Source organism: Sphingomonas sp. LHG3443-2, assembly GCF_049896405.1.
GTDB lineage: Bacteria > Pseudomonadota > Alphaproteobacteria > Sphingomonadales > Sphingomonadaceae > Sphingomicrobium.
In genome coordinates this window covers 208443-231358 of record NZ_JAFCUG010000001.1, presented here as the reverse complement: position 1 = coordinate 231358, position 22916 = coordinate 208443, and the positions used below count along the sequence as shown (strand labels likewise).

General features: G+C 67.5%; 22 protein-coding genes. 15 read left to right on the top strand and 7 right to left on the bottom strand.

Going from position 1 to position 22916, the window contains the following annotated elements; genetic code table 11:
- Positions 1-70 precede the first annotated feature (70 nt).
- Together ACP69Z_RS01025 and ACP69Z_RS01020 are read left to right on the top strand one after the other, a co-directional pair.
- Positions 71-472, top strand: a complete 402-nt coding sequence (locus tag ACP69Z_RS01025; RefSeq protein WP_426265699.1) for a hypothetical protein — start codon at positions 71-73, stop codon at positions 470-472.
- A gap of 2 nt (positions 473-474) precedes the next feature.
- Positions 475-861, top strand: a complete 387-nt coding sequence (locus tag ACP69Z_RS01020) for a hypothetical protein (RefSeq protein ID WP_426265698.1) — start codon at positions 475-477, stop codon at positions 859-861.
- Between the two features lie 3 nt (positions 862-864).
- Here the strand turns inward: ACP69Z_RS01020 and ACP69Z_RS01015 are convergent, their stop codons facing one another.
- Positions 865-1914 (bottom strand): DUF3667 domain-containing protein, encoded by a 1050-nt coding sequence (locus ACP69Z_RS01015; protein WP_426265697.1) that lies wholly within the window; start codon positions 1912-1914, stop codon positions 865-867.
- Between the two features lie 65 nt (positions 1915-1979).
- On the opposite strand from ACP69Z_RS01015, the gene ACP69Z_RS01010 reads away from it, so the two are divergent.
- From ACP69Z_RS01010 to ACP69Z_RS00975, 8 genes are all read left to right on the top strand, one after another.
- On the top strand, positions 1980-2630 hold the full coding sequence (locus ACP69Z_RS01010; RefSeq protein ID WP_426265696.1) for a nicotinate-nucleotide adenylyltransferase: 651 nt from the start codon (positions 1980-1982) through the stop codon (positions 2628-2630).
- 10 nt (positions 2631-2640) lie between these two features.
- Positions 2641-3009 (top strand): ribosome silencing factor, encoded by a 369-nt coding sequence (rsfS, locus tag ACP69Z_RS01005; protein ID WP_426268018.1) that lies wholly within the window; start codon positions 2641-2643, stop codon positions 3007-3009.
- Positions 3010-3027: 18 nt separating this feature from the next.
- Positions 3028-3450: a 23S rRNA (pseudouridine(1915)-N(3))-methyltransferase RlmH gene (locus ACP69Z_RS01000; protein ID WP_426265695.1), complete on the top strand. Its 423-nt coding sequence runs from the start codon at positions 3028-3030 to the stop codon at positions 3448-3450.
- 4 nt (positions 3451-3454) lie between these two features.
- On the top strand, positions 3455-4570 hold the full coding sequence (locus tag ACP69Z_RS00995) for a murein hydrolase activator EnvC family protein (RefSeq protein ID WP_426265694.1): 1116 nt from the start codon (positions 3455-3457) through the stop codon (positions 4568-4570).
- Positions 4571-4644: 74 nt separating this feature from the next.
- Positions 4645-5967 (top strand): S41 family peptidase, encoded by a 1323-nt coding sequence (locus tag ACP69Z_RS00990; protein ID WP_426265693.1) that lies wholly within the window; start codon positions 4645-4647, stop codon positions 5965-5967.
- Positions 5967-6467: a disulfide bond formation protein B gene (locus ACP69Z_RS00985; protein WP_426265692.1), complete on the top strand. Its 501-nt coding sequence runs from the start codon at positions 5967-5969 to the stop codon at positions 6465-6467. Before ACP69Z_RS00990 ends, ACP69Z_RS00985 begins: the two co-directional genes overlap by 1 nt.
- Positions 6446-7003: a demethoxyubiquinone hydroxylase family protein gene (locus ACP69Z_RS00980; protein WP_426265691.1), complete on the top strand. Its 558-nt coding sequence runs from the start codon at positions 6446-6448 to the stop codon at positions 7001-7003. The genes ACP69Z_RS00985 and ACP69Z_RS00980 overlap by 22 nt, the downstream gene beginning before the upstream one ends.
- 51 nt (positions 7004-7054) lie before the next feature.
- A complete protein-coding gene (locus ACP69Z_RS00975; RefSeq protein WP_426265690.1) occupies positions 7055-7456 on the top strand; it encodes a hypothetical protein in 402 nt (133 codons plus the stop codon).
- Position 7457: 1 nt separating this feature from the next.
- Here the strand turns inward: ACP69Z_RS00975 and ACP69Z_RS00970 are convergent, their stop codons facing one another.
- Positions 7458-8309: an MBL fold metallo-hydrolase gene (locus ACP69Z_RS00970; protein WP_426265689.1), complete on the bottom strand. Its 852-nt coding sequence runs from the start codon at positions 8307-8309 to the stop codon at positions 7458-7460.
- Between the two features lie 79 nt (positions 8310-8388).
- On the bottom strand, positions 8389-10146 hold the full coding sequence (locus tag ACP69Z_RS00965) for a DUF885 domain-containing protein (protein WP_426265688.1): 1758 nt from the start codon (positions 10144-10146) through the stop codon (positions 8389-8391).
- A gap of 140 nt (positions 10147-10286) precedes the next feature.
- Between ACP69Z_RS00965 and ACP69Z_RS00960 the strand changes: the two genes are divergently transcribed.
- The 3 genes from ACP69Z_RS00960 to ACP69Z_RS00950 all read left to right on the top strand — a co-directional run bounded on the left by ACP69Z_RS00960 (position 10287) and on the right by ACP69Z_RS00950 (position 13982).
- Positions 10287-11105, top strand: coding sequence for a DUF1206 domain-containing protein (locus ACP69Z_RS00960; protein ID WP_426265687.1), 819 nt, complete (start codon positions 10287-10289; stop codon positions 11103-11105).
- 65 nt (positions 11106-11170) lie between these two features.
- Positions 11171-12415, top strand: coding sequence for a putative DNA modification/repair radical SAM protein (locus ACP69Z_RS00955; RefSeq protein ID WP_426265686.1), 1245 nt, complete (start codon positions 11171-11173; stop codon positions 12413-12415).
- 34 nt (positions 12416-12449) lie between these two features.
- On the top strand, positions 12450-13982 hold the full coding sequence (locus ACP69Z_RS00950) for a UdgX family uracil-DNA binding protein (RefSeq protein ID WP_426265685.1): 1533 nt from the start codon (positions 12450-12452) through the stop codon (positions 13980-13982).
- Here ACP69Z_RS00950 and ACP69Z_RS00945 read toward each other — a convergent pair.
- From ACP69Z_RS00945 to ACP69Z_RS00930, 4 genes are all read right to left on the bottom strand, one after another.
- A complete protein-coding gene (locus tag ACP69Z_RS00945) occupies positions 13979-16048 on the bottom strand; it encodes a TonB-dependent receptor (RefSeq protein WP_426265684.1) in 2070 nt (689 codons plus the stop codon). The genes ACP69Z_RS00950 and ACP69Z_RS00945 overlap by 4 nt on opposite strands.
- 205 nt (positions 16049-16253) lie before the next feature.
- The gene (gene smc, locus ACP69Z_RS00940) at positions 16254-19658 is read right to left on the bottom strand and encodes a chromosome segregation protein SMC (RefSeq protein WP_426265683.1); all 3405 of its coding nucleotides are present in this window, start codon (positions 19656-19658) and stop codon (positions 16254-16256) included.
- A 58-nt stretch (positions 19659-19716) separates the two neighbouring features.
- Positions 19717-20460 carry a DsbA family protein gene (locus ACP69Z_RS00935; RefSeq protein WP_426265682.1) on the bottom strand — a complete coding sequence of 248 codons (744 nt, stop codon included), beginning with the start codon at positions 20458-20460 and terminating at the stop codon, positions 19717-19719.
- Positions 20457-21017: a DUF721 domain-containing protein gene (locus tag ACP69Z_RS00930; RefSeq protein ID WP_426265681.1), complete on the bottom strand. Its 561-nt coding sequence runs from the start codon at positions 21015-21017 to the stop codon at positions 20457-20459. The genes ACP69Z_RS00935 and ACP69Z_RS00930 overlap by 4 nt, the downstream gene beginning before the upstream one ends.
- Before the next feature lie 27 nt (positions 21018-21044).
- On the opposite strand from ACP69Z_RS00930, the gene ACP69Z_RS00925 reads away from it, so the two are divergent.
- Complete coding sequence (locus ACP69Z_RS00925; protein ID WP_426265680.1) at positions 21045-22031, top strand: A/G-specific adenine glycosylase; 987 nt, start codon at positions 21045-21047, stop codon at positions 22029-22031.
- The gene (gene nudC / locus ACP69Z_RS00920; protein WP_426265679.1) at positions 22021-22866 is read left to right on the top strand and encodes an NAD(+) diphosphatase; all 846 of its coding nucleotides are present in this window, start codon (positions 22021-22023) and stop codon (positions 22864-22866) included. The genes ACP69Z_RS00925 and nudC overlap by 11 nt, the downstream gene beginning before the upstream one ends.
- The last annotated feature ends 50 nt before the right edge of the window (positions 22867-22916 follow it).

The window sequence follows — 22916 nt, the reverse complement described above, 5'->3', positions numbered from 1 at the left end:
CAGCACCGGGGCGGCGTTTTCTTTTGGCCGTTCACTTTGCCTTCATCGCAAAACGGGCCATCACAAGGCCATGCGACCTGTCTTTGCCGACACCCTGCTGCTTGCCGCTCCGGTTCCGGCCCCCGCTGCCGCCCCCGGCACCGCCGAGAATTTCCTTAACCGTGCCGACCGGCTGCTCGGCAAAGGGCCGCTCGCGCTGTTCGATGGCGACGACAAGAAGCTGAAGGCGGAAGGCACTGCTGCCGGCAACAGTATCCGGCTGGAGCGCGAGGCTGCCGAACGCGCTGGGCGCCCGATCCTGTATTGCAGCCCCAAGCCTCGTGCCGAGCTTGGCGGCCGCGAGTTCCTGTCGGCGCTCCGACATATTCCGCTGGCCGAGCGGCAGCGCCTGACCCTGCGCGCTGCCATGCTGCAGGTGCTGCAGCGCAAATATCCTTGCCGCAAACAAGTAAACCCCCACCAACAGGAGTGACGATGCGATCCACCACCCTTGCGCTTGGCGCAGGCCTGCTGACACTGGCCGCGTGCCCTGCTGCGGCCCAGTCGATGAATGCGGAAGTTTATCACGCCCGTGCGGCCGCACTGATGAAGAAGGGGCCGCTGGCGCTATTCAGCCGGGGTGAGATCAGGGCGCTGCTTGAAGAAGGGAAAAAGGCCGGAGAGAAGTCGCGCGAACAGCGGCTCGCGGCGCTCAAGGCCGGCGGCAAGCCGCGCTCCTGTCCGCCCGAAGGCAAGCAGAGCATGGACGCGGGCGAGTTCATGAAGCGGCTCGGCGCAATTCCGAAGGCCGAACGCGAGCGGATCGACATGACCGAGGCGATGACCCGCATCTCAGCCGCCAAATATCCCTGCAAGGGCTGACGCTCAGTCGAGCACGCCAAGGCCGAGCAGGATCAGCAGGAAGAAGCTCATGGCCGTCATGCTGAACACCACCAGCAATATGGTGCGCCACAGCGCGCCCAGCCTCGACAGGCCATAAGTGCCTTTCAGCTGGCGGTACCAATGCAGCGGCGGGATGAACATCAGGATGCCCGCTGCATTGGACTGGCCGAACCTGGCGAGCAGCATCGCGGCCATCGCAAGCAGGCTCATGAAGCACAGCGAGTAGGTCACGAACACCGTGTGGTCGTACAAGCGAAAGCGACGGCTGAACGGGAACATCAGCCACATGAACGGCACGCTGAGCGGGATCAGCATCCAGCTGAACTTGTAGGCGTTCGTCTTGAGCTTGTAGATCAGCAGGTCCGGGTTCTTGGCGATCTTCTCGATCGGGCCGCGAAGCCAGGGCGGGACATTGTCTTTCTGGCCGGGTGTCCGGGTGTCCACGATCTGCCCGCGGTCGCGAAACGCTTCGGTGACCGCCAGCTCTTCGCGGGCGTCCTTCAATCGGCGGTCGATGGTCGTGGTGGGCTGCCCTTGCGTCACGGCCTTGGCTCGCTCGCTTTCCAGCCGCCCGATCGATTGTTGTTGTTCCTGAACTGTGTTGTTGATGCCTAGCGTGATCTTCTCACCGGCATGCGGGTCCATGATCCCAGTCCAGCTGATCACGGCGAACATCAGGAAGACGACGAACAGGAACAAGGCGATAGGCGACACGAAGCTCGCGCGCTGGCCGTCGATGTAGCGGCGGGTGAGCTCGCCCGGGCGCCACGCCAGCATCGGCAGGGTACGCCAGATCTTGCCTTCGAAATGGAACACGCCGTGCAGCAGGTCGTGTCCGAAGGCGCCGAGCGAGCGGTGGACGTGGGCGTGCTGCCCGCAGGCGTGGCAATAGTCGCCGGTCAGCGGCGTGCCGCAGTTTAGGCACGAGCGTTCGGTGGTGTGACCGCTGGCGTCCACCCCCGTGCGCGGTTCGGCCACGCTGGCCGCGAGACCGCCCGTGACGGCATCGGAGGTCGGTTCGACGACATTCATGGTGTTTGCTTCCCCTGCGGCCAAGAGTGGCAGAGGAGCCCGCGCGCTGCTAGCCCCTCCCGGGAATGACGCGCCGCATTGGCCTCCTTGGCGGAAGCTTCAACCCGGCGCATCGGGCGCACCGGGCGATGAGCCTTGCCGCCGCCGCCGCGCTCGGCCTCGACGAAGTGTGGTGGCTGGTCAGCCCCGGCAATCCCCTGAAGCCCAAGGCCGGGATGGCGCCTTATGGCGCGCGGCTTGCTTCGGCCCGCTATCAGGCCCGGCGTTCGCTGATCAAGGTTAGCGACATCGAGCGGGAGCTCGGTACCGTTTATACCGTGGACACGATCTCGGCTCTTGTCCGTCGGTTTCCGCGCCATCGCTTCATCTGGCTGATGGGCGAGGACACTGTGGCGCAATTCCATCAGTGGAAGGATTGGCGCCGCCTGGCCGCCACGGTGCCGATTGCCGTTCTGTCCCGTCCCGGGTATAAGTCAGGCGCCCGCACGGCTCGCGTGTCGGGATGGCTTCGGCGTTTCGTCCGGCCCGAAGCTCAGGCACGGGACTGGACGCGTTGGAGTGCCCCGGCGATCGTCTTTCTGGGCTTACCGCCTGACCGGACCTCCGCAACGCAGCTCCGCGCCGCTGATCCCCTTTGGCACGAACGTTTCGCCCGCAACATGGTGGCGGGCTCGGGCGTTACCTCTACAGCAGAACACAGGAGAAACCTTGGCTGACACCCCTGAAATGGCAGGCGTTCGTACGCCCGCTTCTGTCGAGGACCTGCATGCGGCGGTTCTCCGCAGCCTCGACGACGATCAGGCAGTCGAGGTCGTGTCCATCCCGCTCGCCGGCAAGTCCAGCATTGCCGACCATATGGTGATCGCCTCAGGTCGCTCGACCCGGCAGGTCGCCAGCATGGCGAACAAGCTCGCCGACCGGCTGAAGCAGGATCATGGCAAGCTGGTCCGGATCGAAGGCCTGCCGACCGCCGACTGGGTGCTGATCGACGCCGACGACGTGATCGTCCACCTGTTCCGCCCCGAAGTGCGCAGCTTCTACAACCTGGAACGCATGTGGGCGTTCGGGGACGAAAAGGCGGCGGCCAGCGCCTGATTTCCCGGCAGTGCTTCGGTGCTCCTCCACATCATCGCTCGCGGCAAGATCGGCCGCTCGCCCGAGGGTGAGCTGGTCGAGCGGTATCTCAAGCGCCTGACCTGGCCGCACAAGCTGACCGAGTTGCCCGATCGCGGCGGGACGATCCCATCGCCGCTGAGCCCGTGCATTACCGTGCTGCTGGACGAGCGCGGCAAGGCGCTGGCGTCGAGCGAGCTGGCCGAAAAGCTCGACAAGTGGCGTGACGCGGGGACGCGGGAGTGCCGCTTCGTGCTCGGCGCGGCCGATGGGCATGAGGAAGCCGAGCGCGCGTCCGCCGACCTGCTGCTGAGCTTCGGCGCAGCGACCTGGCCGCATCTCCTCGCCCGCGCCATGCTTGCCGAGCAATTGTATCGCGCGACGAGCTGGCTTGCGGGTCATCCCTATCACCGGCAAGGCTAGGCCCATGCGCCGCCTTGTCCTTCTTGCACTTGCGCCATTGCTGGTGTCGGCGGCCGATCCGGTGCGGGTCGCCGAGCAGGAGGCGGCTGCTGCCGCGGCCGAGCAGACGCGCCTCGAAGCCGCAGCCGATGCCGCGCGCAGCGATGCCCAGAAAGCCGCCGCCCGGCGCGCCGCCGAAGCGCAGGCGATGCTGGCGGCGGACACGAGGATCGCGCTGGCCGAAGCGCGGCTTGCCGCCCTGGAACGACGCCGCGCCATTCTCGATGCTCGGCTGGCCGAAGCGCGGCGACCGGCGACGGCGTTGCTCGCCGGGCTGGCGCGAGCCGGAAGGCGGCCGGCCTGGCTGATGCTGGCGACCGCCGGCGGCGCGGAAGAGCAGGTGCGGTTGACCGCGCTTGTGCGGGCGATGGGCCCTGAGGTCGAGAAGCGCGCTGCGGCGCTGCGCGGCGAGGCGGAAGCGCTGGCCGCTACCGTGGCCGCTCAGCAAGCAGTGCGCGAGCAACTCGCCGCCGAGCGCAAGGCGGCAAGCGAGGCGCAGGCCCGGTTCGCCGCCCGCGAGCGCGAGGCATTAGCCGCGGCGCAGAGCAACGACACGCAAGCGTTCGCCGCGGGTGATACGGTGCTGGATCGGAGCGAGCGGCTGGCCATGCTGCAGGGCGAAGCGGCGCGGCGGCAAGCGGCGCGCAGCCTTGCCTTGTCCCTGGCGCGGCTTCCGGCGTCCGAGCCGCGCCCACTGCCGTCCGACGAGCGCCAACCCCGCCCACCCTTCGAATGGAACCTGCCCGCAGGCGGCGCGGTGACGATGGGAATGGGCGAGCTTGCGAACAATGGGGTTCGCGCACGGGGGCTGACCCTCGCCGCCGCCACCGGCACGCAGGTCGTAGCGCCCGCCGCCGGACGAGTTGCCTTTGCCGGACCGTTTCGCGCCCGCGCCGGGGTGGTGATCGTGGATCATGGCCGCGGCTGGGCGACCCTGCTGACCGGCGTTCGGCCGTCGGTTCGAGTCGGCGAGCGGGTCGCGGCGAAAGAAGGGCTTGGCCGTGCGCTCGGGCCCGTCACCGCCGAGCTGTTTCGCGACGGCAAGGCGGAGCCGGCCGCACTCTTTGCACGTTCTCGATAAACGGCCCGAAATCCTCATCGGGCGTTCATCCGCGCCGCTGTTAAGTGAACGGCGAAATGGCTAAGACTGGTTCCATGATCCGCAAGCTCCTCCCTCCGCTGGCCCTTGTCGGGGCGCTCGCCCTGGTTCCCGCCGTCACCGCCACCCAGGCGGCAACGGACGCGCAGACCTACAAGGAGCTCGAGACCTTCATGGGCGTGTTCGAGCGGGTGCGCGCCAATTATGTCGACAAGGTTGACGATCATCAGCTGATCAAGGGCGCGATCGACGGCATGCTGGCCAGCCTCGATCCGCACAGCTCCTACCTCGAAGCGTCGGACTTCCGGCAGCTGCGCACCACCACCGATGGCAATTACGGCGGCCTTGGCCTCTCGGTCACGCAGGAGGACGGGACGGTCAAGGTGATCAGCCCGACCGAGGACACGCCCGCCGACCGCGCGGGCATCAAGGCCGGCGATTACATTACCCACCTCGACGGCGAGCTCTTGTACGGCCTCGATCTCGACGAAGCGGTGGAGAAGATGCGGGGGCCTCCGGGCAGCCCGATCAAGGTCACCATCGTTCGTGTCGGCCGCGACAAGCCGTTCGACGTCACGCTGCGCCGCGAGCGGATCGAGCTTCGCCCGGTTAAGTGGGAGCTGAAGGACGGGATCGGCGTCCTCAACATCAACACCTTCTCCGGCAATGTCGGCGAGCAGGTCGAAGCGGCGCTGACGGCGATGGACAAGGCCGCGGGCGGCAAGCCGATGGGCTATGTCGTCGATCTGCGCTCCAACCCCGGCGGGCTGCTCGATCAGGCGGTGCAGGTCAGCGACGCGTTCCTCGAGCGCGGCGAGATCGTGTCCGAGCGCGGGCGCGAGAAGAACGACATCGAGCGCTTCTATGCGCGTCCGGGCGACCTCACCGGCGGGCGGCCGATCATCGTGCTGGTGGATGCCGGTTCGGCGTCGGCGGCGGAGATCGTCGCGGGCGCGCTGCAGGACCATCGTCGCGCTCTCGTCATGGGCGAACGCAGCTTCGGCAAGGGCTCGGTCCAGACGGTGATCCAGATGGATCAGGAAAGCGCCCTGCGCCTGACGACCGCGCGTTACTTCACGCCGTCGGGCCGGTCGGTGCAGGCGGGCGGGATCGATCCCGATATCGTCGTGCCGCAGCTCAGCGATCCCGATTACAAGGATCGCCCGGCAATCCGCGAGGCCGACCTTCGCCGCCATCTGATCGCGCAGAACAAGGTCGACGATAAGCTGCTCGAAAAGGACGATGCAACTGATCCGCGGTTCAGCATGACCGCTGCCGAGCTCGAGAAGAAGGGCATCAAGGACTTCCAGCTCGACTATGCGGTGAAGGCGCTGAAGCGGCTGGCGTCGGGACCGGGCGGCGCGCCGCGGGCGCGCTGATGGACGCTCGAAGCGGTTATCTGAAGCAGGGGGCCGGGAGCCGGCTGCGGCTCGCGCAATGGCTTGCGCTGGCGATTCCGGGCGCGCTGCTGCTCGGGGCGCTGGGATCACAGCATCTTGGCGGGCTCAACCCGTGCGAGATGTGCTTCTGGCAGCGTTGGCCGCACCTCGTGGCGGTGGTGTTGGCGGGCCTGTCGCTGGCGCTTTCCCGTGCCGCGCGGCCGCTGACCCTGCTGGCGGCGCTGGCGATCGCCGCGTCGGGCGCGCTCGGGCTGTTCCATGCCGGGGTGGAGCAAGGCTGGTGGGAAGGGCTCACCACCTGCTCGACCGTTGCCACCGGCGCGACGCCCGACGAGCTGCTGAAATCGATCATGGCGACCCCGCTGATCCGCTGCGACCAGATCCAGTGGACCTTCCTCGGCCTTTCGCTGGCCGCGTGGAACGCCGTCATTTCCCTCCTTACCGCCGGAGCGATCCTATGGCTGACGAAGAGGCGCTAGGGGCAGGGTGGAAGCCGGGCGACCGGCGGCCCGACCTCCATTCCATGATCCGCGTCGATCATGCCGGCGAATATGGCGCGACCCGCATCTATGCCGGGCAGCTGGCGGTGCTGCGCGGTTCGTCGCGGGCGGCGCATCTCGTCACCCACATGGCGGCGCAGGAGGAGCGGCACCTTGCTCGCTTCAACCAGCTGCTTGCCGAGCGGAAGGTGCGGCCGACCCTGCTCCAGCCTTTGTGGCATGTCGGCGGGTTTGCGCTTGGCGCCGCGACCGCGCTGCTGAGCGAAAAGGCGGCCATGGCCTGCACCGACGCGGTGGAGACCGAGATCGACCGCCATTACGAAGAACAGCTGGTCGAGCTTGGCGAGCAGGATCCGGAGCTGTCGGCGGATATCCGCCAGTTCCAGGCCGAGGAGCTCGAGCATCGCGAAACCGCGCGCGAGCATGGCGCGCTGGAAGCGCCGGCTTATCCGTTGCTGAGCTTCGCCATTCGCTCCATCTGCAAGGTCGCGATCGCGGCATCGAAGCGGATCTGAGCGGGAACGTGATGTGGCCCCAAGCGCTGAAGCCTCTGAAAGGTTGAGACAATGAATACGCGTATCCTTCTTGCGCTTGGAACGGTGATCGGCGGCGGCCTGCTTGCCGCGGCGCCCGCCACCGCCCAGCAGGCACAGCAGCGCACCCGCGAAATCATCGTGTTCGGCACCGACCCCTGTCCGCGCGCCACCGATGACGAAGTGGTGGTCTGCGCCCGCCGTCCGGAAAAGGACCGTTACCGCCTGCCCGAGGCGCTGCGCCCGAGTGGCCCGCCGCAGCTCAGCCAGAGCTGGGGTGTGCGCTCCAAGGAGTTGGCGACCATCGGCCAGACCGGACCCGGCACTTGTTCGGGCGTTGGCCCCGGCGGTGACTTCGGTTGCGCGCTGAAGGACATTCAGCGCGGCGTCGCCGAGCGCAACGAGCAGGACGCGACCGACTCGCCGCCCGAGTGAGCTAGAAGCTCGGCGGCGGCGGGGTTCGCGTGAACTGCCGCAGCTCGCTGACATCGTGGGCGCAGAAAATCCGGATGTCGGTTTGTTCAAGCGATAGCTGGCGGAGCCGCTCCTGGTTTGACAGGCGCGCGGTCCGGTCGACTTCCATCATCCATTGGTAGAAGCGCATGCCCGGCGGGCACTCGCGTTTTGGCCGGCCCACCTCGCCGCGGAAGAAATAGGCGTCACCGGCGTGGAGCAGCCAGCCAGCTCCGGTGTCGATCGCCACTGCCGAATGGCCCCAAGTGTGACCCGGCATCGGCACCAACAAGATCTCGGGCGGCAGGCCCTCCAGGTCACGCACCGCGTCGAAGCCCATCCACGCCTCGCCCCGGCCCGCCGGATAAAGCGCCCAGTCCGTCACCTCGTCCCATTGCTTGGGCCGGTAGCGGCGAGTGCCGACGAAGGGCCCACCATCCTTGGCATCGGCCACTTCCTTTTCGCGCGCCAGGATGTGGACGCGGGCATTGGGGAAGTCCTCGAGCCCGCCCGCATGATCGAAGTCGAGGTGCGTGACGAGGATGTGGCGAACGTCTGCCGGATCGTGCCCGAGCGCGCGGACCTGCGCGACGGCGGTCTCTTCTGCGCGGAACTGCGGCTGATTGAGGAAGCGGAAAAAGGGAGCAATGCGCTGGTGCCGCGCCACGTCCCGGCTGCCGAAGCCGGTGTCGACCAGTACCAACCCCGAAGTCGGCGTCTCGATTAGCAGGCAGTGGCAGACGACGTGGCCCCGGACGAGGCCGAGGCTGGTTCCGTCGAAGAGGCGGCCGCCCCACGGGCAGCAGGTGCCGCAGTTGAGGTGGTGGATACGCATGGGCACAATCTCCTCGCCAAGGGAGAACGTGCCGATGCGCGTGAAGTCCCAGCCTTTGCGCGGCTGAAACGAGTGTCGCCTAACTCGCCTGCTTGCGCGCCGCGATCCAGGTGGTGACCTGGGCGTCGAGTGCGTCGAGCGGGATCGCGCCCTGGCCGAGCACTGCATCGTGGAAGGCGCGGAGGTCGAACTTGGGCCCAAGCTCCTTTTCGGCCCGAGCGCGCAGTTCGCGGATCTTGAGCTCGCCGACCTTGTAGGCGAGCGCCTGGCCGGGATTGGAGATGTAGCGGTTCACCTCGGCGTCGATGTTGGCCTCGGTCAGGGTCGAATTGTCGCGGAAATATTGCACCGCCTGCGCCTTGCTCCAGCCCTTGGAATGAAGGCCGGTATCGATCACCAGCCGGCACGCGCGCCACATCTCGTAGCCCAAACGCCCCATGTTCTTCTGCGGGGTGTCGTAGATCCCCATCTCGATCCCGAGCCGCTCCGAATAAAGGCCCCAGCCTTCGACGAAGGCGGTGAAGAAGGCGATCTGGCGGCGCCATTCGGGCAGGTCGAGCTCCTGCTGCAGCGCGATCTGCTGGTGGTGGCCGGGCACGGCTTCATGCACGGTCAGCGCCGGGATTTCCCATGACGGGCGCTGATCGAGCTTGGTCGTGTTGACGAGATAGAAGCCGGCGATCGCCGTGTTGGGGCTGCCCGGCTGATAGCGCGCAGTGGTGTCGCCGGGCGCGGTGGCGAGGTCCATCGGGCGGATGCCGTAGGGCAGGCGAGCGAGACGGCCGATCAGGCTCGGCATCTTGCCGTCGATCGCCTTGGCCTGGAGCGCGGTGGCTTCGAGCAGCTCGGTATCGGTCTTGAAGTACCATTTGGGGTTGGATCGCATGTCGGCGATCATCGCTTCGCGGCTGGCGAAACCGGCTTGCCTTGCGACCCCTTCCATCTCCGCCCGGATCCGCGCCACTTCCGACAGCCCGAGCTTGTGGATCTGGTCGGGCGTCATGTTGGTGGTGGTGTGGCTGCGCACCTGCGCGGCGTAATAGGCCGGGCCATTCGGCTGGTCGGACGCCGAGACACTTTGCCGGCAGCGGCCCTTGAGGTCGCGGTCGTAGGTGGCGGCGAACTGGCGATACGCGGGGTTGATGCCGGTTTCGACCAGGGTGCGGGCTTGTCCTTGCAGCGCCGTCCATTCGGCCGCCGGGATATTGGCCGGGCGGGCGGCGGCGAAGGGGGCATAGAAGCGCGATTTGGTGGGGTCGGCGGTGATCACCCCGGTGATCGTCTCGGGGAAGCGGGTCATGGTGACGCAGGGCTGGACGAAGCCCTCGCGCGCCGCCTTGACGCTGAGGTCGCCGTAAGCGCGCATCCGGTCGGGCACGAGCGCCAGCCGGGCAAGGTAGTTGCGATAATCGGCGGCGGTGCGGAAGGTGAGGCCCTCGGCCATGCCCGCCAGCCCGCCGTGATAACTGCCGAGCACCGAATACATGAGCTGCCGCTGGCCGAAGCGGTTCATGTCGACCTGCTCTTGCAGCAGGGTGCGGAGGATCGCGGCATTGGCCCGCTCGGTCTCGCTGAACCCGGCTTGTGGGATGGCGGCTAGGCGGGTCAGGAAGCCTTGGGAGGCGGCGGCCTGACGGTCCATTTCGGCGAGGCTGACAGGCGCGAGCTCACGGTCGTAGGTGATGACCCCGACCGAGCTGGCGAGCAGCGGGTTGGAGCGGAGGATTTCGGCCCAAACGTCGTTCTGCAGCTTGGTGAAGTCGTCGATCGGGGCCGCGCTGGCGGGGGTTGCGGCGACGAGCGCGGTGGCGGCGAGCAGGATGGTGAAGCGGCGCATGGATGTTCCCCCCCGAAGTGATCGCGGCGGAGGCTAGATCATCCCGGCTGTCATGCAAGCGACCTGCGGCGGGCAAACATTGCACGGGTGGAACGAGACGCATCATCGGCGGTTTGCCTGACGAACAGGAGACCCGGATCATGCGCACAGACCCGAGCGGCGCGCTCACCACCCTTACCCGCCTCGGCTTCGCTTCGCGCGGACTGTTGTATCTGGTGATCGGATTTCTGATCCTGCGCACCGGGCGCACCGAGGATACCAGCGGTGCCTTGTCGGTGCTGGCTGAAGGTGGCGGGCGGATCCTGCTTGGTCTGATGATCGCCGGCTTCTTCGCTTATGGCCTGTGGCGCTTGTCCGACGCGGCCTTCAACATCGAGCGGCACGAGCCCGGGAAAAAGGGCCTCGCCGAGCGCGGAGGCGCCCTGGCGAGCGGGCTTGTTCACCTGTTCCTTGCCTGGCAGGCCATCCGCCTGTTCAATCATTCGGGTGGCGGAAGCAGCGCGGGGAACGGCGGGAGTGGCACCCAGGAACAGGCACAAACCGCCTTGTCGCTGCCCGGCGGCCAGCTGCTGCTGGTCGTCGCCGGCATCACCTTGTTGGTGGTCGGCCTGATCCAGTTCAAGAAGGCCTATGAGGCCGAGTTCCTGAAGCACCTCGAGCCGGGCGTCGCCCACCAGCCGTGGGCACGCTACACCGGACAGGCCGGCTATGCCGCACGCGGCGCAGTCTTCCTGATCAGCGGCGCGTTCCTGACCAGCGCCGGCTTCAAGGAGCAGGCCGGCGAAGCGGGCGGCATGGAGGAGGCACTGACTTGGCTCACGTCGCCGTGGGACACGATCGTCGCGATCGGGCTGCTGCTGTTCGGCCTTTATTGCCTGATCGAAGCTCGCTTCCGGGTGATCAACGACGTGCCGGTCGACGGCTTGGCCGACAAGGCTCGTTCCAAGCTGCCGATCTGAGGCTCAAGCCCCGGAAAAAACGGGAAAAGCTTGCCTTGTCTCCGCCGTGAACATATATCGAACAAATGGCTCAGCTCGACACCCGCGAGAAGTTGGCGATCCTCGCGGATGCGGCGAAATATGACGCAAGCTGCGCCTCGTCGGGCACGTCCAAGCGCAACAGTGTCGGCGGCAAGGGGATCGGCTCGACCGAGGGGATGGGCATTTGTCATGCCTATGCGCCGGATGGCCGCTGCATCTCGCTTCTGAAGATCCTGTTGACCAACAGCTGCATCTTCGATTGCCATTATTGCATCAATCGCAAGAGCTCGAACGTGCGGCGCGCGCGGTTCACGGCGCAGGAGGTCGTCAACCTCACGCTCGCCTTCTACAAGCGCAATTACATCGAGGGGCTGTTTCTCTCGTCGGGCATCATCGCGACGTCCAACTACACGATGGAGCAGCTGGTCGAAGTCGCGCGGTCGCTGCGCGAAGATCATGATTTCCGCGGCTACATCCACCTCAAGACCATTCCCGACGCCGATCCCGAGCTGGTGCAGAAAGCCGGGCTTTATGCCGACCGTGTGTCGATCAATGTCGAACTGCCCACCGTCCCCGGACTGAAGCGTCTCGCGCCCGAGAAGAGCGCGGGGCAGATCGAAGGCGCCATGCTGGGGATGAAGGGCGCGATTGAGGACGGCAAGGACGCCAAGAAGAAGTACAAGTCAGCGCCGATGTTTGCGCCCGCCGGTCAGTCGACACAGATGATCGTCGGTGCCGATGCCGCTACGGATGCCGACATCGTGGGCAAGGCGAGCACGCTGTACGATCGCTTCAGCCTGCGCCGCGTTTATTATTCGGCGTTTTCGCCTATCCCCGATGCCAGCGCAGTGCTGCCTCTGCAGCGACCGCCGCTTATGCGCGAGCATCGGCTCTACCAGTCCGACTGGCTGATGCGCTTCTATGGCTTCAAGCCGGAGGAAGTGGTGAGCGCGGCTGAGCCGGACGGCATGCTGCCGCTCGACATCGATCCCAAGCTCGCCTGGGCGCTCAAGTATCGCGACTATTTTCCGGTCGACGTGAACAAGGCAAGCAAGGAGCAGCTGCTTCGCGTTCCCGGCCTTGGCACCAAAGCGGTCGACCGGATCATCAAGTCGCGGCGCTTTCGCACCTTCACCCTCGACGATGTCGCGCGGTTGACGGTCAGCGTGGCCAAGATCCGGCCGTTCATCGTGACCGGCGATTGGCGCCCGACACTGCTGACCGACAAGGCGGACCTCAAGCGCTGGATCAAGCCTGAGAAGCACCAGATGGAGCTGTTCGCGGCTTGAGCGGCCATCTGCGCACTGGCGCGTTCTTGCTGGCATGAGTGACGCCAACGGCCGCTACGGAAACAGCGCCGACCTGTTCGACCCGCGCCTCGGCAACAGCGGCCGCAAGGGCGAGCTGCTGCCCGACGGTCCGCAGATCGATCCGCTCAAGATCACGCTGGACGAGCCCGACGACTTCGACGGCTGGCGCGACGCTGCGCGCGAGCTGGTCATGGCGGGCGTGCCGCCGATGAGCGTGGTGTGGCAGGTGCGCGGAGACGACGGCGAGCTGTTCGGGAGCGAAGGCGCGGTGCCGCCGCCGTCCGGCCAGCCGATGTTCTCGGTGCCCAAGCCCTTCATCGACCTGGCCAAGGCGGCGATCTGCCACAGCGACCCGCAGCGCTTCGCCTTGCTCTATGCTCTGCTGTGGAAGCTCAAGGCCAATCGGCGGGCGCTCGAAGACCGCGCCGATCCTTTGGTCGACCGGCTCGAGAAGCTCGCCAAGGAAGTGCGCCGTGATGCGCACAAGATGCATGCGTTCGTGCGGTTCCGTGAAGTGGAGGAGGAGGGCGACACCCGCTTCGTCGCCTTCTTCGAGCCTGACCATCATATCGTCCGGCGCGAGGCGGGCTTCTTCGTGCGGCGGTTCGCGACCATGCGCTGGTCGATCCTCAGCCCCGAACTCTCAATCCACTGGGACCCGGTGACCGAGACGCTCAGCGAGGGGCCAGGTGCGAACCGTGCGGATGCCCCCGATGGTGATCCGCTCGAGGAGACGTGGCGGACCTATTACGCCAGCATCTTCAATCCCGCGCGCCTCAAGGTGAAGGCGATGCTGAAGGAGATGCCCAAGAAATATTGGCACAACATGCCGGAAACGGCGCTGGTAGCGCCGCTGATCGCGGGCGCACGGGCACGGGAGCTGGAGATGATCGAACGGGCGCGGACGAACTTGCCGCAGGTCGGTGCGCTAGAGCCGGGCGGCAATATCGAGGCGGCGTGGGCGGCCTTACGCGAAGAAGCGATGTCCTGCACCCGCTGTGAGCTTTACAAATGCGGCACGCAGACGGTGTTCGGCGAAGGGCCGCTTAATCCGCGCATCTTCTTTGTGGGCGAGCAGCCGGGCGATCAGGAGGATCTGGCCGGGCGTCCGTTCGTCGGGCCGGCCGGACAATTGTTCGATGCCGCGCTGGAGAAGGCCGGCATCGACCGCTCAACCACCTACGTCACCAATGCCGTGAAGCACTTCAAGTTCGTGCTGCGCGGCAAGAAGCGAATCCATTCCAAGCCGGATACGGCCGAGATCGATGCCTGTCGCTGGTGGCAGGAACAGGAGCGCGCGATGATCCGCCCGCCGCTGACGGTGGCACTGGGCGCGACCGCCGCCCGCTCGCTGACCGGCAAGACGCAGACGATCTCCAAGGTGCGCGACGCGCCGCTGATGCTTGCCGACGGCAGCGAATGCTGGGTGACGGTGCATCCGAGCTTCCTCCTCCGCATCCCCGAGGAAGAGCGCCGCCGGAAGGAGCGGGCGCGCTTCGTCGAGGATCTGGTGCGGATCAGGGACCGCGCGGCGGCGCTCGCCTAGAAGTCGGCCTTGAGGCTGAGGCGCGCAGAACGCGGGGCGCCGGGCGCGATGTTGTTGTCGTTATGCGCGGTCGGGAAATAGTCCCGGTTCGTGATGTTCTCGACGTTCAGCTGCGCCTCGAGGCCGGGCATCAGCTTGTAGTAGAGCGCGCCGTCGAGCCGGGCGTAGCCGGGCAGCACGGTGGCGGTGCTGACCGCCCCGGCGCCGCCGAGCGAGGCATAGCTCTTGGAACGGGCGAGCAGTCCGATGCCAGCGCCGAAGTCCCGGGTCGCCTGATACTTGGTCCACAGCGAGACGCTGTGACGCGGGACGAGCGGCACGTCGCGGCCGGCAGGCGCCGCGGTGGTGCTGCGGCGGATCTCGCTCTTCTGCAGGGCATAGCCCGCCGACACCTGCAGCCGCGCTGCGATGCTGCGTTCAAGGCCGAGCTCCAGTCCGCGGGTGCGGGTCGCGCCGGTCAGGAGGTTGGGCTGATCGACGATCGGGTTGGGGGCCTGCGTGTTCTTGCGGTCGAGCTGATACACCGCGGCGGTGGCGAGCAGGCCGTCGAGCAGCTCCCATTTGGCGCCCGCCTCGACATTGTCGAACCGTTCGGGCTTCAGCGCCGCGGTGGTCTGCGTAAGGCCGCCGAACTGGTCGCCGGACTGGGGCAGATAGGAGCGCGAGTAGCTGGTGTAGATGCTGAGATTCTTGTTCGGCTTCAGCACCAGGCCGAGGCGTGGCGAGACGAGATTGTCGGTTCGCGAAAAGGTCGGGACTCCCGCACGTTCGTCGTCGACCGACAGGCGGAAGCGGTCGAAGCGGATGCCGGCGACCAGTTCCACCCAGTCGTTGGGCTTGAGCTGCGTCTGAGCATAGCCGGCAGCAAAGGTTGCGCGGGTCCGGTTGTCGGCGTCCGTTGCGCTGCGGAAATATTCCACGCGCCTTGCCACCGTGGGGTCAGCAAGCGTGACCGAACCGAGCGACGGCGTGACAACGCCATTGGCATCGAGGAAGCGGCCCGACAGGCGCTGGTTGCGGCTCCGCTGGCGGCCCACCTCGAAGCCGAACAGCCAGGCCTGGTCGATGCCCGCCAGGCTGCCGTCCCAGACGAGATCGGTCTGGCTGATCAGATTGCGGCGGTCGTTGCGGCTGCTGTAGGTGCCGATGTTGACCGTGCCGGCGGCGCTGACGGCGCTGCTCGGGAAGACGTTGTTGTAATATTTGTCATAGTCCGCGACCTGCGTGCGATTGCGCAGCAGCAGGTGGTCGCCGAACTTCTGTTCCACGCCCAGCGTCGCGATCTGCACGTCGGCATCGCTGTGGCTGTTGGCAGGGTCGCCGAAGAACGCGCTGTCGAAGCCTTCGAGCGGGCGGCGGGTGCCAGCGCGCGAGGGAAGGCCGCGATCAGTGGTGCGGCGGTCGTGGAAATATTCGTAGGAGAGGTCGACGCGCGTGTCGGAGCCGGGCTGCCAGCCGAGCGTGGGATTGATGCCGTAGCGCTTCAATCTGGTGAAGTCGCGGAAGCTGTCGCCATGCTCCCACACGCCGTTGACGCGCAGGCCGAGCGCACCGGTCAGGCGCATGTTGTCGTCTGCGGTGAGGCGGGTGCCGCCTTCGCTGTCGTGGCTGAGGATGAACTGGCGGTCGTTGGTGAGGCCGGCGCGCTTGGTGACGCGATTGATGACGCCGCCACCGCCGCCGCGGCCGAAGATCATCGCATTGGGGCCCTTCAGCACTTCCACCCGGTCGAGGTTGTAGAAGTCGCGAAAGTACTGGGCATCGTCGCGCAGACCGTCGACGAAGAAGTCGGCCGTGGTGTTGTTGCCGCGGATCGTCAGCTGGTCGCGATTGGCCTCGCCGGTGCCGGGCGTTGCGCCGGGGACGAACATCAGGAGGTCGGCAACCGAGCGCAGCGACTGATCCTCGATCTGCGCTTCGGAAACGACCGAGATCGCCTGCGGCACGTCGCGCAGCGCAGTCAGGGTCTTGGTGCCGCTGATGGTCGACTTGACCCCATATTCCTGGCGGCTGCCGGTAACGGTAATGACCTGCGCGGCGTCCTGCTCGGCGGATGCGGTTTCCACCTCCGCAGCCAGAGCATGGGTGCTGGGGACGAGAACAAGGGTGGCGCCAGCAAGGGCGCGGTGGAGGCAACGCACGTCATTTTTCCTTCGAAAGCAGGATCGTTTCGGTGAAGGCTTGCTATAGCTAATGCGAGTTAGTCGCAACAACCCGCCGCGGGCAATCGTTATTGTTCATCGTGCGTGCAGCTTTGATTGAGCGCGGCAATTACTCGGCGGCGAGCAACTCCTCCGCGCCGCCAAGGTCCACCGACACGATCCGGCTGACACCCTTCTCGACCATGGTGACGCCGAACAGGCGGTGCATGCGGCTCATGGTGACCGCATTATGGGTGACGATGAGGTAGCGGGTGTCGGTTTCCGCTGTCATCCGGACCAGGAGGTCGCAAAAGCGTTCGACATTGGCGTCGTCGAGCGGGGCGTCGACCTCGTCGAGCACGCAGATCGGCGAGGGGCGGGTCAGGAACAGGGCGAAGATGAGCGCGACGGCGGTCAGCGCCTGTTCGCCGCCAGACAGGAGCGAGAGGGAAGAAAGCTTCTTGCCTGGTGGCTGGGCCATGATCTCGAGGCCCGCTTCCAGCGGATCGTCGCTGTCGATCAGCGCGAGGTGGGCTTGGCCGCCGTTGAAGAGGGTGGTGAACAGGCTGCGGAAATGGCGGTCGACCGCCTCGAACGCGGCAAGCAGGCGCGCGCGGCCTTCGCGGTTGAGGCTGCCGATCGAGCCGCGCAGGCGATTGATCGCTTCCTGAAGCTCGTCGCGTTCGGCGGCGCCGGTGAGCCTGCTCTGCTCAAGCTCGGCAAGCTCCTGCTCGGCGACGAGATTGACCGGGCCGATCCGCTCGCGGTCGGCGGTGGCGCGTTCCAGGGCTGCGCTCTCATCGCTGGCGGGAGCAAGGTCGGCGGGATCGAAGCCGAGCCGGACCGGCAGCAACGGCGGCGGGCATTCGAACTTCTCGCCCGAGACGCGGCCATATTCGATCCGGCGGGCGACCTGCGCTTCGGCGCGAGCCGCCGCCGTGGCCCGGCGCTCGCGGGCTGCTGCCATGGCTTCGTTGGCGCGGGCGAGGGCGGCGCCGGCGTCCGCCAATGCCGTTTCGGCTTCGCGCTCGGCATTGAGCGCGGCGCCGAGAAGCGCGCCGGAGCCTGCCACCGCTTGCTCGGTCCGGGCGACTTCGGCGGCGAGGCGCTCGGGTTCATCCGCAAGGCTAAGCTGCTCGGCGGCAATGCGTTCGGCCCGGGCGGCGATGTCGGCGTTGCGCCGGACCGTAGCCGCCGCCCGCTCGCGCCACGCAGCTTGCTCGCCGGTCGCGGCAAGCTGGCGCTCGCGGTCGGCGGCAGCGGCCCGGGCTGCGGTGGCAAGATCGGCGCGGCGTTCGGCAAGGACGCGTGCGCGATTCGCGGCTTCGGTTCGGGCGGAAACCACGGCGTCCGCGAGGAGATTGTCGGCGCGCAGGGCGGCGAGCGTCGCCTCTGCGTCGTCGACCGCTGCGGTGGCGGCAGCAAGCACGGGCGCAAGCTCGTCGCCGCGGGCGTTCAGCGCCTGTCGTTGCTGAGCCTGCCGTTCGAGCGCAGCGGCGGCGGCATCCTCGTCGCGGCGCGTCTGGCGAAGCTTCTGCTCGGCAGACGACAACGCAGCTCGTGCCGCGTCCGCCGCCTTGCTCGCCGCCGTGATCCGGGCGGCGGACTGCTCCTGCGCTGCACGGGCGTGTTCCAGCGCGGCGGCAAGGGCCGGAAGCTCCCGCCGCAGTGCTGCGAGGCGATTGACCCGTTCCAGCCGCTCCGCCGCGGCCGAACCGCTGCCGCTGCTGACGAACCCATCCCACCGGCGCATCTGCCCCGCGCGGGTGACGATCCGCTGACCGGCACGCAGCGGCCGGCCGTCATCTACCTCCACCAGACCGACCTGCGCCAGGCGGCGGGCGAGTTCGGGAGGTGCCTCGACATGGTTCGCCAGCGGGGTGACTCCAACTGGGAGCGCCGGGTCGGATTTATCGATAGGGGCGCCCAACCACGCGCGGTCGCCGCCGGTCCCGATGGGGGCACCAAGATCGTCGCCGAGCGCGGCGGCGAGTGCCTTCTCGTAGCCCGGCGCTACGGTGAGGGTTGAGAGCAGTCCGCGGCCGGGCGAGGAAGCGAGTGCGCGTTCCAGCGCCGCCATCTCGCTGCTCGCCGCCGCATGGGCGGTGCGAGCCTCGGCGAAGGCAAGGTCCACCCCTTCGCGTGCGGCGGCGGCTTCGGCGCGCTCTGCTTCCGCTTTGGCAATGGCCTGCTCCGCGGCGGCGCTGGCGCCGGTGGCTGCTTCCACGGCTTGGACGGCGGCGGCTTGCGCAGCCTTGAGTGCCGCACCCGAGCCGAGCGCCGCGAGCGATCGCTCCAGCCCGTCGCGCTCCTGGGTGAGGCGATGGAGGTGGCTGCGTGCGGCGTTGTGCGCGGCGGTCGCGACCTGCCGCTCGGCCCGCAGCGCCGCTTCGCGGGTGAGGATATCGGCGAGAGCCGCCTCAGCGGTGCGGCTCTCCTCCTCGTCCCGGCCGAGCGCAAGGACCAGCGCGGTCTGGCGCTCTTCGCCGGTCGCGAGGCGGGTGGCGATTGCGGCAATTTCGGCAGTCAGCGTGGCGGTGGCGGTCTCTGCATCAGCCGCAAGTGCCGATTCGCGGCCGCGCTCCTCGCCCAGCTGCGCATCAAGCCGGTCGAGTTCGACCAGCCGCCGCCGCGCGGTGTCGAGGGCGGCGCGGCAGGTGGCGAGACGGTGGGCTAGGTCTTGGCCTTCTTCGCGGGCGCGGGAGGCGGCTTGTCGCCGTTCGGCGACTAGGGCGGCGGCGGTTGCTTGCGCGCCTTGGGCTTGTTCCAGCGCGCGGGTCAGCGAGGCGACTTCGGCCATCGCGGCGTCGGCTTCCTTGCCCGCAGCGGTGGCGGCCGCGTCGGCTTCCGCCCAGCGGCTGTAGAGCAGGCGGCCTTCGGCAAGTCGGATCTTGTCGGTCAGCGCGCGATAGCGTTCGGCGGCGCGGGCCTGACGCTTCAGGGCGGCGACGCGCTGCTCCTGATTGCCGAGCAGTTCGTCGAGGCGCTGGAGATTGGTCTCGGTCGCGCGGAGCTTGGTCTCGGCATCCTTGCGGCGGACGTGAAGGCCCGCGATGCCGGCCGCTTCCTCCAGCATCTGGCGGCGCTCTGCCGGGCGCGCGGCGATCATGGCTCCGATCCGCCCTTGGCTGACCAGCGCCGGTGAATGCGCGCCGGTCGCCGCGTCGGCGAACAGCAGCGCCACGTCCTTCTGGCGCACGTCGCGCCCGTCGATCCGGTAGGCGGAGCCGGCGCCGCGCTCGATCCGGCGGGTGACTTCGCTCTCGCCTTCGGGTCCGCGGTCGATCAGCAGCGAAACTTCGGCAAAGTCGCGGGCGGGGCGGCTGGCGGTGCCGGCGAAGATGACGTCCTCCATGCCGCCGCCGCGAAGGGACTTGGGGCTGCCTTCGCCCATCACCCAGCGCAACGCTTCGAGGAGGTTCGATTTGCCGCAACCGTTGGGCCCGACCACGCCCGTCAGCCCCGGCTCGATCCGAAGATCGGCCGGTTCGACGAAGCTCTTGAAGCCGGTCAGCGAAAGGCGGCGGAACCGCATGGCGTTAAGTCGGCACTCCCCCCCCCCCGGAGCATGTACGCGCCTGAACCGAAAAGGATTAGAGCGCGGCCTTGATCGCTCCTTCAAGCGCCGGCCAATTGCCCTGGCCCGGCTGCGGTCGAACCTCTTCGCCATTCACGACGAATGTCGGCGTTCCAGTGATGTCGTAAGTTGAGGAAGCGTCACTGGTCATCTGAACAAGGCGATCAATTTCGGCCTGGTTTCCTAGGCACTGCAACGACTTGCCCGACGGCAGACCGCGTTGTGCGGCCCATTCCTGCAGTCCAGCATATTGGGCGGTGCGCTGAAATTGCTGCGCTGGCGACATCGACTGAAGTGCAACTAGCTGATCTTGAGGAACAGCCTGAAACCGTTCGAAGAAGCTCCTTTGGTCGGCGAAGATACCGTCCGTCAGAGCGTAAAATTGAGGCGTCGCGCCAGAGCAGCGCGCGATCAGCGATGCTGCAATGTCGAGGCCGTTGCCAACGAAGTTCCTGAATTCAAAGCTGACGTTGCCGGTTTTGACGTATTGCTCGACAAGCTTAGGCTTATCCTTGGTCGCGAAATCAGCACAATGCGGACACGTCATCGAGGCGAATTCAATGACCTTTACGCTCGCCTGCGGATTGCCCATCAGCATGCCGCCTTCGGTGGTCTGCGAGACGAGCTGGCTCCAGTCGCCATTGGGCGCCTGGACGGGCGCGGCGGCGGGATTGTTGTTCTGCGCCGTCGGCTCCTGCTTGCAGGCGGCGGTGCCGAGCGCCAGCAGACTAGCGGCAATGGCGAGGCTGAGCTTGTTCATACGTCCTGATCACTCCGAAGGGGGCGTGGTTTGAGGGAAAAGGGGGCGGGCACGACCGTCGGCGGGCCGTCGGCCGCGGCGATCTTGCCGGCAAGGCTTTCGAGCATGGTGCGAAGTTCGGTGTCGGCAATTTCGCGCAGGCCCTGGCCGAGTTCGCGCGGGACCGGGGCAGGGGCGGGGCGGGCGGGCTTTGCAGCGGCCTTTGCGCGATTGCCTTGGCGGAACACGACCTTCACCACCGCTTCGTAGCCGAAGAACAGGTTGACCCTCTCCATGATCATCGGCGCGAGATGCTGGAGCAACGGTGCGTGGGCGCCGTCGACGGCGAGGGTCAGCGTGCCGCCGCTTTTCTTGCCGGCGGGAAAGCGGATCGATTCGGGGGTCGAGACCTTGGCGTAGCGTTCGCCGACGATCTCGGTCCAGCGCGAGACCACCGCGCCCTGGACGAAGCCGAATTTCTTGAACGCCATGCCGCCGACGCCAAGCGCAAGCTCGCCCGCGGCGCGGGGGCGACCCTGGCGCGGCGCCTCGTCGGCTTCGGGCTTTTTCTTCGACATTGCAGCGGCTCATGCCATAGGCGGCGAATGGACGCTACCGCGGCGAACCTTCTCCTCGCTCATCATCGCGCCGCCGCCCGCGACCTGCCGTGGCGGATGACGCCGCGCGATCCGTATCGGACCTGGCTGAGCGAAGTGATGCTGCAACAGACCACCGTGGCAACGGTGACCCCGCGCTTCCTGCGCTTCGTCGAGCGCTGGCCGACCGTCGAGGCGCTCGCCGCCGCGCCGGAGGCCGAAGTGCTCTGCGAGTGGGCCGGGCTCGGCTATTATGCGCGGGCCCGCAACCTCATCGCTTGCGCCCGCGCGGTGGCGGAGCGAGGTGGCTTTCCGCGGACCGAAGGCGCGCTCCGCAAGCTGCCGGGGCTCGGCGCTTATACGGCGGCGGCGGTGGCGGCGATCGCGTTCGGGGAGGACGCGGTGGCGGTCGACACCAATGTCGAGCGGGTCGTGGCGCGAGTGTTCGGAATCAAGGATCGCAGGGACGCGGGCGAGGCGGCGCGGGGGTGGTTTCCGGCCGGGCGGCATGGCGATTTCGCCGAAGCGTTGATGGACCTCGGCGCCAGCATCTGCCGGCCCAAGGCGCCGAACTGCCCGGTCTGCCCGATCGCGGCGCACTGCAAGGCGCAGGCGCTCGGTCGCCCGGAGGCGTTTCCGGCGCCCAAGCTCAAGAAGGAGCGGCCACATCGCCATGGCATCGCCTGGTTGGTGCGGCGAGGCGATGAGGTTTGGTTGGTGCGGCGGCCGGGCAAGGGACTGCTGGGTGGCATGGCCGCGCTGCCGGGTCCGGAGTGGGGCGAGGAGCGGCCGGCGATCAATGCCATCGCCATCCACCACCACGGCTTCACCCATTTCACGCTCGACCTGATGGTGGTGCCCCGTGCCGAGCCGCCGCCGGGCGAGGGCTGGTGGCACGCGGTCAGCGAGCTTGCGGCTGCGGGCCTGCCGACGCTGTATAGGCGCGCGGTCGAAGCCGCCCTCGAGGCCGAACGGGAGCCACGTCTTGCCGCCTGAGGTGTTCTTTGCCGGGCCGGGACTCGACCGTGCCGATGCGCTGCGCGGGGAGCCGGCCAAGCTTGAGGCGCTGGCTCGCTTGCCGCACGCGCAGCAGCTGGTGTGGGCGGACGGCTTGCCCGCGCTCGATGCGGAGGGGCGACTCGTCTGGGAAGACGTGAGCGACCCGGCGCTGTTCCTCGGGCTCGACGGCGAGCAGCCGCGCTTTTCGCCGATCGGCGCCGGCGGCGGCGATCTTCGCGCGCAGTTCGGGGCGCTTGGTTATTTGTCAGCGACCGAAGCGCCGGTGTTCGCCGCGGCCGTTAGCCTCGCGTCGTGGCACCGCCGCCACGGCTTCTGCGCGAACTGCGGCAGCCCTAGCGCCATCGTCCGCGGGGGCTGGTCGCGGCAATGCGGGGCGTGCGGGGCGGAGCATTATCCGCGGGTCGATCCGGTGGTGATCATGCTCGCCGAAAAGGACGGCCGAGTGCTGCTTGGCCGCCAGCCGCGTTTTCCGCCGGGGCGCTATTCGGCGCTGGCCGGCTTCGTCGAAGTGGGTGAGAGCCTCGAAGCCGCCGTGGCCCGCGAATTGTTCGAAGAAGCCGGCGTGCGGGCGACCGACGTGCGGTATGTCGCAAGCCAGCCCTGGCCGTTTCCTTCCTCGCTGATGATCGCCTGCCTCTCCTCGATCGCCGACGAGGAGATCGTCATCGACACGACCGAGCTTGAGGACGCGCGTTGGTTCAGCCGGGCCGAGGTGGAAGCGGCGCTGGTCGGGGCTCCGGATGCCGCCTTCGTGGCTCCGCCGCCCTTTGCCATCGCGCACAGCTTGCTGGCTCACTGGCTGACCGCTTGAAGAAGCGCTGCCTCGCCCTTAAAGGAGCGCGAGCTTTTCCTCCGATCGGA